This window comes from Eubacteriaceae bacterium ES3 (assembly GCA_030586155.1).
Classification (GTDB): Bacteria; Bacillota; Clostridia; order Eubacteriales; family Eubacteriaceae; genus Acetobacterium.
On record CP130741.1, the window covers coordinates 3,197,958 to 3,210,894 of the forward strand.

Below are 12,937 nucleotides of genomic sequence, written 5' to 3' on the forward strand. Positions count from 1 at the left end.
ATAAAAAAGGACCACACATTTCTGTGTGATCGTTCATCTGCACCCGGTTTTAGGTATTTAACCGTTCTACTTGACAAGGGGCATATTATTCTTCTGGTGTTTTCCCTTCATTTTGACAAGTCGGACAATAGCCATAAACATCCAGTTTGTGGCCTACAATTGAATAACCCGTCTCGCATTGGAGCCTTTCTTCATACCCGTGAAGTGGACAATGCTCAATCGGGACTATTTTTTTGCAAGCCAGACAAACCAGATAGTGGCGATGAGCCGGGCTGTTATATTCATATACCGTTCGGTTATCGCCGGAGAGGTTAAGTTTCAAGACCAGGTCCTTATCACAAAGAAGATCCAGATTCCGATATACTGTCGACAAATTGATTGAATGATTTTGCAGTTCATAGAAAATATCATCTGCTGAAAGGGGATGTTCTGATTTTTTCAGAACGGAAAGAATGGCAACTCGATGTTTTGTCAGTTTTAATCCTTTTGCTTTTAAGTTCTCACTGATTTTTTTCACGAATCTGCCTTCCTAATCCTTTTTTTGCTCTGATTCTTTTTACCATAAACATTAAAAAATAGACCATACCTGATAACAAAACAATTGCAGCTCCGGATGCAATATTTAAGGTGTAGGATAAATAAATACCAAAAACACAGAATAAAACCCCTAAGATCGCAGCCGTCATCATTCTTTTGGCCAGATTACTGGTGATCATTGCGGCAATGGCTGCCGGAGCCGTCAGCAGCGCAATCACCAGAATAATTCCCACAACCCGGATCAGGGCTACCACTGTCATTGCCACTAGAATCAGCAGTATATTGTCCAGAAAATTTGTCTTTAAGCCTAAAATACCAGCGAACTCATCGTCAAATAGAAAGACCTTCCAGTGATTAAAAAAAGCAATCACACTAAAGCTGACAACAGCTGTGATAACAAACATCAGCCAAAGGTCAGAGCGGGTAACAGACAAAATATTACCAAACAAATAAGAGCTTAAATCCGGTGGATACCCTGGCATCAGGGCAATAAAGAGAATCCCTAATGCCATCCCCATAGACCAGAATAAACCGATAATCACGTCAGTTCCCGACTGGCTCTTCTTACTGATTGCCCCAATTGCCAGGGCCGACAGAACGGCAAAAAGAAAGGCTCCAATAATTGGTTCAAAGCCCAGCAAATAACCTAACCCAACTCCGCCATAGGCCGTGTGGGCGATCCCGCCACTCATCATTACCAACTTTTTCTCAACTATAATGACACCAATCATGCCGCAGACTATGCTTGCTAAAATCCCCCCGAACAAAGCATTTTGCAGAAATTGATATTCAAATAAGGCCTGAATCATTGATCACACCCCCCTTGATGTTCCTTTAATACACGATGGGGTACCCCGTGGGCAATCAAATCAACTGGACATCCGTATAATTGGGTGACAATGCTTTCATTGAGCTCCGGTTCACCATGATACACCAATTTACAATTAAGACAGGCCAATCTGCCAACATGAGAAGAAATTGCCAATAAATCGTGGGTCACCAGTACAATGGTCATCTCACGATTCAGTTCTTTGAGCAGCTGATAGATATCTTCCCGCGACCTGGCATCCACACTGGCTGTCGGTTCATCCAAAAATAGGATTCGCGGACGAACAGCCAAAGCCCTGGCAATCAGCATTCGCTGAAACTCACCGCCTGAAAGCGACGCAATCTGACGTTTTGCCAGCTGATGGATACCGACCTGCTTAAGCAGTTCAATCGCCGTTTCATGCTGCCCCCTGCTGTATTTAAAGAAGGGACGAATGCTACGGCTAATAAAACCAGTCTCAACGACTTCGACAACAGTCATGGGAAAGCCTCTATTAAGGCCGGAAAACTGGGGTACATAACCCAGAGGATTCGCATAAGGCGGGTCACTTTCTCCAAAAATTTCGATCTTCCCGGCATCAATTTCTGTCAGCCCTAAAAGTGCTTTCAAAAAGGTTGTTTTACCGCCCCCATTTGGACCGATGATCCCCAGATATTCGCCTTCTTCCACATCCAGGCAAACCCCTTCAAGCGCTGTTGTCTGTCCATAAGTAACAGTCAGGTCCTTTACTCGGATGGCTTTTTCACTCATTCCATTGCCTCAGCCATCGTTTCTGCCATATTGCTCATATTATTAAGGTAGTCTGCCGAAAGCGGCTCGAGCTGAATAGTTTTCCCACCTAGTTCTTCGGCGAAGGCCTGAGACTGACTGCTGTCAATTTCTTCCTGATAAAATATCACTTTGATATTTTTTTCTTTGGCCAGATCAATGGCTGCCTGAAGTTGCTGAGGGGTCGCCTCTTTACCTTCTTCTTCAAGGGCAACCATCGTCAATCCGTAATCATCAGCCAGGTAGCCAAAGGCCGGATGATAAGCAATAAAGGTCATATTTTGCACCTCCGAGAGTGCTGCTTTTATTTCTGTATCAACTGCTTCAAGTTGTTCTTTATAGCTTTGAGCATTAGCCTCATAGTTTTTCGCATTTTCAGGATCCAATTCAGACATTTCAGCACAAATGGTATCAATCATCACGCCTACTCTTTTAGGTGACAACCAGATGTGAGGATCACGGCCGCCATCTTCAAATGTTCGGTCCGGATAAACCTCTGCTACCGCATCTTCCAGGGCAACAACTTCAACATCCCCTACGTTAAATAAAATATTGGCTTCTTCGGTTGGAACCCCAATCGTAAAATAAAGTTCAGACTCACTAAAGTCTGCCATTTCCTGGGGAGTCGGTTCGTAATTTTCCGGACTGTTGCCTGGGGGCACCAGGACAACCACTTCTACCAGATCGCCACATACCGCTTCCACAAAAGTCTGCTCTGGTACAATGGTTACGGCTACGACAGGTTTTTCACTGGAGACACTTCCTTCAGCTGAACTTGTGCAGCCAGTCATCAAAAACAATAAGAGTCCATATAACAGGATCAGCATCAAATTTCTTTTCATCTTTTCACCTTATCCTTTTTAAATGCAAATCATTTGCATTTAAATTGTATGATATCACTTATATTTTGTCAATTATTTCAGCCATCCATCTCCTCAAAAACCTCTAATTTACCTTTTATCGGCAATGGCTTGGAGTCACCATGTTTCACCAATAGCATTGTCAAAAAAGAAAGACTTACAAAAGTGGCGGCATAAGGGAGCAACACAAAATATCCCACATTCTGCAGCAGAAAACCGGAGAAAATTGGGGTAATCACCTGAGCCGCCATTGAGAAGGTGTAATAGTATCCAGTATAGCGTCCCACATTTGAGCCCTTTGCCATTTCCAGCACCATCGGCAAAGAATTAACATTAATTGCCGCCCAGCTGATCCCCGCCAGACTGAAAGATACAAACATCAGCGGGCTGAATTCGCGATAAAAAAACATCGAAGCAAATACCAGCGCCAAAACAGCAACTCCCACCAGAATCGTTTTTTTACGACCAACCTTTGTAGAAATCATCGCTACCGGTAAAAAGGAAATAACCGCCGCCAGACTGGCTACAACCAAAATAAGTGCCGAACGGCTTTCTCCGATATGAAGTGCAACCAGAGCATATTTTGAAAATGCCGATGTCACCGCATTATAACCCATATACCATAGCGATACTGACAGCAGAATAAATATCAGGCTTAGTTTATATTCTTTCGGAAGCTTTTTCGCATCTTCAACTTCCCTGAAATCATCTTCCACTTCAATTACCAGGCTTTGAGCTTCCATTGAAGCCACTGCCTGGGGTTCATTGACCATCAGTTTAAGCAGCACAACCCCACCGACCATAATCAGTGCCACCACCAGAAAAACCGGCCAATAATTGGCACTTCCCTGTTCCGGTGCCAGCAATGTAATCAGCGACAAGGCAATAATCCCACCCAAGGCCCCCATCAGATTAATAACGGCATTCCCTTTGGAGCGCAGTGGTTTGGGTGTTACATCAGGCATCAGGGCCACCGCTGGCGATCGGTATGACGACATGGCCAGCAGGACAAAAGCCAGCGACACGATAAACAAGGCCAAATTGTGGTGGTTTACCGAAAATGGAATTAGCAGCATAAAAATCACCGATACACCTGTTCCGACAATGATATAAGGCATTCTTCGACCAATGGGACTTGTCGTTTTATCGGACAGCATCCCAAAAACCGGAATCATAAAAAGTGCCAGGACATTATCAAAGGACATAACAAATCCTGCCACAGTATCACTGATCGCAAAAACTTTCAACATGATCAGTGGAATAACAAATTCATACACCTGCCAAAACACGCTAATCGTCAAAAAACCCAGACCAACCAGAAAAGTGAGTCGATAGTCCAATTTCATTTAAGCCTCTCCATTTTCAGCATCTATTATTTTTAAATCAAATTCTCAATACAAAAGATTTATCTCGTAAACAGCTTTAACTATGATATCTGATTAGTACTTCGTTGACGTAGACATCATAATTTTTCCACCTGATGTTGACAGTTTCCCTGATTCCCTGCCGAAGACTATCATTTTCTTCCTGTGACAAGGTCTTGTCAACGATAATATCAAAAAGTACGTTGGTCTTTTCATCAAGTTCCACCATCCTGAAATTGACAATTTGAATATTGGGATATCGACTGGCAACACTAGTCTGGATTTCATTTTCTGTCGTTTCTACTTGAACCTGATTGGTGGAAACCGGATCCATGTGAATCACAATATCAATTTCCAGCTGATCCATAATTCTTTTCTCCAGTGCATCAATGGCTCTGTGCACTTCCAGAATACTTAGATTATCCGGTACCTCTGCATGAATTGAAGCAATCGTTCTTCCCGGCCCGTAATCATGAATAATCAGATCGTGTGCCCCAAGAATATTCTTACCCGAACCGACAAGCTGATAAATGCGCTCTTCAACTTCAGGATCCGGTGCCTGACCCAACAACAGACCAACCGTATCTCTGGCCACCGAAAACCCTGAATACATAATAAGTAACGAGATAATGACACCGGCTATACCATCGATGGACAATTTGAAAAAATGACCGATGATCATCGAAACAACTACCATCGAAGTCGCAATGCTGTCATTGATGCTGTCAAATGCAGTTGCCCGGATGACACTGGAGTTTATCACCTTATAAATATAAAGATTATAAGAATACATCCATAACTTCACCACCACTGATATAAGCAGAAGAATTAAAGATAACCAGCTGAAAACTATTATTTCAGGATTTAAAATTTTTTCATATGATGTTTTTAACAACTGTAAGCCGACACTCATAATAATAAAGGCGACTACTAAAGAAGCAACATATTCATACCGTCCATGCCCCAGCGGGTGATCATGGTCAGCCGGTTTATTACTGAATTTCGAACCCAGAATAGCAACCAGTGATGAGGCCATATCGGTCAAATTGTTAAAGGCATCAGATATGACGGCAATACTGTTTATGCCGACTCCTACTCCCAATTTGACCAGAAACAAAAGGAAGTTGCAGAATAAGCCCAGGCTTCCGGAAAGCACACCATAAGCCTCTCTCACAGACTGATTGCTTACATCTTCATAATTTTTTATTCTTTTTCTGATAATCAGCTTAATCATATAGCCCTCCCATTAGAACAATTACCTATTTTATAGCATGATTCATGGACGAAGAAGCGACAGCACTCTGTTTGAAACCCTCATTAACGAGCTAATCTGATTATCTCATTTTAAAGAATCCCTGTTCCATTGTCAACGCCGATAGAAATGAATAAAATTGCATTGTTTAGTGAACCCTTATCGCCCTATCTAAGCAGAAAATCTTGACAAACAAAAAACAGCGAACCTTACTGGCACGCTGTTCTTTGTATTAGGAATGAAAAGAAAAAGGATTTGTTGTTTGCTCACTCATAGGATACCGCCTGAAACTTTATGAAACCTTTGAATCATGTTAAGGGATTGTTAATCCCAAATTTCTTTAAGGTTTTATTAAACTTGCTACTTCTCGTCGCAAATATTATGCTTCTGTTCATCCTTGAGCAGGCGATATTCTCTCACCCCGTAAAATTCTCAACCCGCCTAAAGCCAAAGCTTCTAGCTCATTTTCCCCGGCCATGACAAAAACATCTCCGATCCAGTCAATTCCCGGTCTAATCAGATTCATTAATTTCTGCGAATAAGCCATCCCACCAGTCAAAATAATTGCATCCATTTTCCCCTTTAATACCGTTGCCATTTCACCAATCCCTTTGGCAATCTGATAAGCCTGGGCTTCAAAAATCATTTTTGCCTGCTGATCATTATTTTCAATCATTTTTTCGATCTCACGAAGATCAGCAATCCCAAAATACGCCTTAAATCCGCCATTGCCTCTAATTTTTCGTTTGATCTGCGCTTTACTGAGCTTTTGTTCATAACAATAATCAACAAATGCCAGGAGCGGTACCGTTCCTGACCGTTCAGGCGAAAAAGGACCGGAATCATCGGCAACCACGTCAATAATTTTCCCTTTACAATGGGCACTGATTGAAATACCACTCCCCAGATGGGCAACTACCAGGTTTAAATCGAAATATTCCCGTCCCCATTCCCGGGCAAACTTCCGTCCCATCGCCTTGCCGTTTAAGACATGACAAAAGCTCTTTCTTTCTATTTCGGGAAACCCGCTGATCCGGGCAATATCAATCATCTCATCTGCAGAAACCGCATCATAAATATAAGCATTTATGCCTAAAGGAGCCGCAATTCCGTCTGCCAGCAGAGCCCCTAGATTGGAAGCGTGCTCTGACAGCTTACCACTGAGAATTAATGCCTTCATGGTATCATCAACCAGATAGGCTCCTGATTTAACAGGCGGAAGCAATCCTCCCCGACCCATTACCAGCGATAAAACAGATAAATCGAACTGGTTTTCGTCAAGCCTTTGTAATATAGACTGCAGGCGATACTGATACTGATCATTCACCTGCTTAAATTCATCCAAATCAGATTCCTGATGGACAATCGCTTCAGAAAAAAGCATTTCCTCGTCTTTATAAACACCTATTTTGGTCGATAGTGAACCGGGATTGATTACCAGTATATATTTACCGTTCATTTTAACTATAGCAGACTTATGAATAGTCATTCCCCTTTTTAGTTCTCAAATCAATAACTATTTCCCAATCCGAATGATCTATAAACTCCTTAACTTAGACAGAATATTACTGATGCTTTAATTACTTTCTACGGCCAACCCAGCTTCATCAGGGCTTTTCGTTTCCACAATTCTGACGACCTTATCCACAAGCTTGACCAGTATCAGTGTTTCTTCATCAGTAAAACTTTCCAGGATCAGTTCGCCGATTCCCATATAGTCTTTCAATATAGCCTTAACCGTTTTAAAGCCAGTTTCTGTCAGACCAATAGTGACTACCCGTTTATCGGTCGCACTTTTCTCGCGTTTTATTAACTCATGCTTTTCCATGCGCGAAATAATACCTGTCGCTGTATTTAAAGGCACCTCTAAATAGTCTGACAGTTCCGTCATATTAACCGCGCTGTTACGATAAAGGTAAAGCATTACATATACTTCATTTTTTGAGCAGTTTAAACTTTCATTCACCCAGATATCTGACGATAGAATAACTTTTATTTTATCAATCAGATCCAGAAACAAACCCTCCATACCATCACTCATAAATTTCTCCACCTCTCAAAACTTCGATTATAGAATTATTTTTAGTTTACTCCCACTGCTGCAGATTGTCAATGTTCTTTTTAGTTCAAAAACTGCTTTATATTAGCTGTCGCTTAGCGTATTTATAGAAAAATCCCTGTTTTTCCATCAATGTATGGTAGGATCCTTCTTCCACAATATTACCCTTTTCCAGCACGACAATCCGGTCACACTCGATAATGGTGCTCAACCGATGAGCAATGACCAGCCTGGTTGCATCAAGCTTTTTCAGACTTTCTGCAACGATTTTTTGTGAACGGTTATCAAGAGCACTGGTGGCTTCGTCAAAAAACAAAACTGCCGGCTCAGCTGCAATTGCTCTGGCAATCAGCAGCTTCTGCCGCTGACCGCCGGAAAGGGTTCCGGCACCTTCTGCCACCATCGTTCGCAGGCCCATGGGCATCGCCCGGACTTCATCTTCCATACCAACCTTTTTTAGCAGATCCCAGACTTCTTCTTCATCCACTTCATCCCGGGAACCTTTGATATTTGACAAAATATCACCTGGAATCAACTGGCTGTCCTGGAGAACCACACCCATCTGCTTTCTGATTTCGCGAATATCCACACTCTCAAGATCATAACCACCACAATAGATTGACCCGTCAGAAGGCTTTTCAAATCCCAACAGCAGTCTTAAAAGTGTCGATTTGCCGCTGCCTGAAGCTCCGATAATGGCAATATACTCGCCATGTTTAATGTCCAGAGAGATATTATCAAGAATGGTTGGCCCACCCTCCAGATATGAAAACTTCAGGTGCTTAATCTCCATATCTCCGGAAATCCTGCCGGGTTTAGTTTTACGAATATCCACCTCCGGTAAACCATTCATAATTGGTTTGGCATTCTCATACTGAGGAATTATACTGTTTATCGAAATCAGAACCTGGATCAGCCCTAAAAAAGATGATATGAAGACCGTAAATGAAGAGTTAATAGCTACAAATGAACCACTGGAAATACTGTTTTCACTGACATAGTAGTAAATAAGACACATACAGAGACTGGGAAAAGCTACCGTCGTCATCCGCAGGGCCGCAGTTAGGATCCCTCTCTTATATTCCATTTTCCGCTGACTGGTATAAGCTTTAACCCAATTCAGATAAGCCCGGTCTTCCGCTCCGGCAACGCGAAGCCTTGGTACCGAAGTAATCAGTTCATAGACAAACCCGGAAATTTCATTGAGCATTGCCGTGGATTTGCGCTGATAATTCATCTGTTTTTTTCCGATCAGAACATTAATCGTTACAGTGATTGCTGTCAGTAAAAAGGCAAGTCCCCCTATTTTCACATCAATCATAAAAATATAGAACCCGTTAACGATGGAAAAGGCACTGGTTAAAATCATGGTAATCACACTAACCGATAAAATTTTCTGGATCATGGAAAAACCGGTGGCACGCATGGCTAAAGAACCGGAAGAGTATTGTCTGAAAAAAGACGCCGGAAGTGACAGCAGCTTATCCAGAAGCGAATTCTGAAGGATTGAAAGCTTCCCTTGAATTCTTAATATCGTAATACTCTCAACCATCGTAAACAAGCCACGACTAATGGCAACGGCAATCAAAATAAAACCCACCACCAGAATCGTCACAGACTGATTCTGAGGGATCCAGATATTAAATAACTGCTGCATGGCCATCGCCGGAAATAATGATAAAATTGCAGCTGCAGTTGCCAGCAGAATAACGCGAATCAGATCTTTTGTCTCAAACAGTTTTGTTCCCAAACTGACCATGTCAAAAAAGCTCACCGGCTCTTTAGGCAAAGGAGGATAAAAAACATAGGCTTTAGGAAAATTATCTGCCTCCGTGACCAGATGCCCCTCTTGCTGATGATTATAGCAGAAATATCGAGATGCCTTTTGAGGGATTAGTGCCAAAGCTTCACCTTTCTCATCAAAAGCTAGCATTGGTCCATTATCTGCCTTATACCAGGCTCCTTTTAATTCTACCTCGCGATAGCGAAAACCGGACTCGTTGGCAATTAGTCTGAGCTGATCCTCAGCATTTAAAAGTTCCCTTAAGGGTGGCATTGACACCTTGATCCCCATAAATAAGGCAACCTTAATGATAGCTGAAATCAGCGGATTATCCTCGACCGTAATCACAGCCTCTTCTTTTGCCAATACGCTATCGAAAGCTTTTTGAGCGCTGTCTTCATATTTTCTACGAATTTCCCGTATTTGTCTCAGGTCTTTTGCCATTATTGTCCTTCCGTTCTGATGAGATTTGCGTACTCTCCATCCAATTGCATTAAAACTTCGTGATTACCTCGCTCTGCAACCTCGCCATCGCTTAAAACAATAATCTCATCGCAATCCCGAATCGTTGACAGGCGATGGGCTACGAGAATCATGCTGATCCCTCTTCTTTTAATATTTTCCATAACTTCTGCTTCCGTAGCCGTATCAAGCGCACTGGTTGCCTCATCCATCACTATAATTCGGGGTTTCTTGCAAAGGGCTCGAGCAATTTCCAGACGCTGACGCTGACCACCGCTCAAGTTTCTGCCACCTTCGCTAAGGACATAGTCAAAGGCATTGGGCAAGGCCAGAATATCCTCAAAGATACAGGCATCTTTAGCGGCTTCAATCACATCCTCCATGGGAATCGTTTCATCCCACATGGTTATATTATCAAGAACACTGGTTGAATACATCATGATTTCCTGATCCACCGAAGACATGGTATTAATCCGCAATTCAGCCGGAATTTTTTTTATATCGATTCCATCAATTTTAATTTCCCCGCTCCAGGGCTGATACAGGGTCGTAATCATTTTGGCGATCGTGGATTTGCCGCTGCCTGAAGACCCCACTAAAGCGATGGATCCCCCGGCAGACAGCTTTAGATTAAGATTTTCTATAATCGGCTTTGACAGCCGATTATAGCCAAAGGTCAGATCATTAATTTCAATTTCACCCTGCAGCTGGTTACAGTTAAATTTTTCCAGATCAAGATTTTCTGTTTCCAAGGCTGGATCTTCCGGATATTTTTCCACATCATCAAGCCTTTGAATATCGGCAATCATCCCCTGCAGGGCAGCACTTGTGCTGACCAGTTCACTCATCGGCTGGGTAAAACCATTCATCAAAGCATTAAAGGCTACAAAAGTACCAACACTCATCATTCCCATCAGGACCGTTTCGCCACCCAGCATGAAAATCAGAGCTGTTAAAATACTGGTCAGAAGCGTAGGCAAAACAGAAATAATCGCCTCCATGCCACCCATCCGTTGTTCCACTTCAAGGGTTTCTGCACTGAGACCGGCAATTCTGGTGAAAAAGTGATCTTCTTCACCAATTGATTTAATAGTCTCAATGGACTTTAAATTAACCATAATCCAGCCGATAGATTTACCCTGATACTGGAGTAGAACCCGATTGTTATCAGCATTTTTTCGAGCTGTGTACTGAAGCAGGAGAACATTAGCAATTGTTACTGCAATCCCCACCAGCGTTAGGGGCACATTATAATTAAATAACAGGCCTAAATACAAAACAGCTGTGACAATATTGACCATGATTCTGGTCAGATTTCCGGAAAGGGCTGCCGCGACAGTATTAATACTTTGCATTCGGCTGTTGATATCTCCGGACTGTCGCTGATTGAAGAACTCTACCGGCAGCCGCAACACATGATGCAAATACTGTCCGGCACTGTTAATGGCAATATAATTTTCCATTCGCACCAGGGCGGTCTCTTTTAGCCAATTCAGTAAAGCCTGGAGAAAAATGGTATTCAAGAGAATCAAAAGAAAAATATAAATATGATATCTTTGGGTATTATTCAGGAAATAATCCACAAAAACCTTTGCGTAATTGGCAATTACCAGGCCGGGAATAACCAGTAGAACACCGATGATCAAAGCATAAATAAGGGGTGTTACGCCACTCTGGGATAATCTTTTTATAAGTGCTTTCCAGACATTTGGTTTCTCACCTTTTTTTTCGAAACCATCTCCCGGCCGGGCCTCAATAACCACACCGGTAAAGAGTCTGGCCAGTTCCTCCCGATTGATAACCCGCTGTCCGGAAGCCGGATCACAAATATAAACCTTATCCTTTTTAAAGCCTTCAAGAACCAGAAAATGACTGTAATCCCAATGAATAATCAGGGGCATTTCCATTTTTTCCAGCTGCTCAACGGTGGTTACAAAGCCCTGGGCAGTCATCCCGTACATTCTGGCAGTTCTGGCGATGTTTCCGGCCTTAACGCCATCCCGGGAAACACCGCAGTCAATACGCAGAGTTTCAAGGCTTTCATAGCGTCCATAATGTGCCAGAATCATTGAAAGAGAGGCAACGCCGCACTCAACTGCTTCCATCTGCAAAACCACCGGTACTTTAACTACATGATTTTTTTTAGCATCACCCATCGCTTATCCTTTCTATGAGATCACTAGATTCCACAGATACAGTTTATCGGTGAAAATCGTCGCTGCAGCAGAAATCCCCACAAGCATTTTCTGTTCAGCACCCTCATTGGCTTTTGTCCAGATATAATTTCCTTCAGCATCAACTTTGGGGTCAATAATAATGGTTGCAAGATCATTTGCCTGTCCGTCCTGTTTCTCAATAGTTCTGACAATTCCCTGCAAATATCCGTACTCACTGGAAGGCAGGGTGGAAAGTTCGATAAAAACTTCATCTCCCTGAGTCACGTTCTGAATATTTCCATAATCCGACTGAATCACAACCACTCCCATCTGACTGTCCTGATCGGCCTTGCTGATGGTAAAAACAACCTCATTCTTCTCGATCATTTCCCCTTCCTGGAAAAGCATCTCATTTACTACTCCACTGTCCGGCGCAACTATCATGGTCTGTCTTTTGACCTCGCTGACCTGTTCGTCACTCAAACCGCTGGTGTAAGATGACTCCAAAGTCTGACTGGTGATTACTCCTAACAGATCTCCCTTATTTACGTAATCTCCTTTTGATACTGCTATCTGGGTCACGGTCCCATTTAAGTCACTGCTGACATTGATAGAGCCTTCACCATAGGCCACTGTCCCGTCAAGACTAACGGTAATATTAATGGGTACCGTCACCGAAAAAATGATAACTGCCGCCAGAAAAATAAGGACCCCTAAAAGGACCAGCAGATTTTTGGGTCCTATCACCGTAATCAGGGCAACATGTTCTTTTTTTAGAGGTTTCTGTTCTTTAAAAATTGATTTTTTTTCCATTTGGACTCCCTCTTTGAACTGAATTAACGTCCATCAAAACTGACTCAACTGGCC

At 42.6% G+C, this 12,937-nt stretch carries 11 protein-coding genes; all 11 read right to left on the reverse strand.

Annotated features, from left to right (window positions below; all coding sequences use genetic code 11):
• Positions 1-85: 85 nt before the first annotated feature.
• Complete coding sequence (locus Q5O24_14745; GenBank protein ID WKY47586.1) at positions 86-517, reverse strand: transcriptional repressor; 432 nt, start codon at positions 515-517, stop codon at positions 86-88.
• Complete coding sequence (locus tag Q5O24_14750; GenBank protein ID WKY47587.1) at positions 501-1,346, reverse strand: metal ABC transporter permease; 846 nt, start codon at positions 1,344-1,346, stop codon at positions 501-503. Before Q5O24_14750 ends, Q5O24_14745 begins: the two co-directional genes overlap by 17 nt.
• Complete coding sequence (locus Q5O24_14755; protein WKY47588.1) at positions 1,343-2,116, reverse strand: ABC transporter ATP-binding protein; 774 nt, start codon at positions 2,114-2,116, stop codon at positions 1,343-1,345. The genes Q5O24_14750 and Q5O24_14755 overlap by 4 nt, the downstream gene beginning before the upstream one ends.
• Entirely contained in the window at positions 2,113-2,976 is an 864-nt protein-coding gene (locus tag Q5O24_14760) for a zinc ABC transporter substrate-binding protein (protein ID WKY47589.1), read from the reverse strand. The genes Q5O24_14755 and Q5O24_14760 overlap by 4 nt, the downstream gene beginning before the upstream one ends.
• A 77-nt stretch (positions 2,977-3,053) precedes the next feature.
• On the reverse strand, positions 3,054-4,340 hold the full coding sequence (locus Q5O24_14765; protein WKY47590.1) for an MFS transporter: 1,287 nt from the start codon (positions 4,338-4,340) through the stop codon (positions 3,054-3,056).
• A gap of 76 nt (positions 4,341-4,416) precedes the next feature.
• Entirely contained in the window at positions 4,417-5,592 is a 1,176-nt protein-coding gene (locus Q5O24_14770) for a cation diffusion facilitator family transporter (protein WKY47591.1), read from the reverse strand.
• A 409-nt stretch (positions 5,593-6,001) separates the two neighbouring features.
• Positions 6,002-7,099: a butyrate kinase gene (gene buk, locus Q5O24_14775; GenBank protein ID WKY47592.1), complete on the reverse strand. Its 1,098-nt coding sequence runs from the start codon at positions 7,097-7,099 to the stop codon at positions 6,002-6,004.
• 87 nt (positions 7,100-7,186) lie between these two features.
• Positions 7,187-7,651, reverse strand: coding sequence for a MarR family transcriptional regulator (locus tag Q5O24_14780; protein ID WKY47593.1), 465 nt, complete (start codon positions 7,649-7,651; stop codon positions 7,187-7,189).
• Between the two features lie 97 nt (positions 7,652-7,748).
• Positions 7,749-9,896, reverse strand: a complete 2,148-nt coding sequence (locus Q5O24_14785) for an NHLP bacteriocin export ABC transporter permease/ATPase subunit (protein ID WKY47594.1) — start codon at positions 9,894-9,896, stop codon at positions 7,749-7,751.
• A complete protein-coding gene (locus Q5O24_14790; protein ID WKY47595.1) occupies positions 9,896-12,070 on the reverse strand; it encodes an NHLP family bacteriocin export ABC transporter peptidase/permease/ATPase subunit in 2,175 nt (724 codons plus the stop codon). The genes Q5O24_14785 and Q5O24_14790 overlap by 1 nt, the downstream gene beginning before the upstream one ends.
• Positions 12,071-12,082: 12 nt before the next feature.
• A complete protein-coding gene (locus tag Q5O24_14795; protein ID WKY47596.1) occupies positions 12,083-12,883 on the reverse strand; it encodes an HlyD family efflux transporter periplasmic adaptor subunit in 801 nt (266 codons plus the stop codon).
• Between the last annotated feature and the right edge of the window lie 54 nt (positions 12,884-12,937).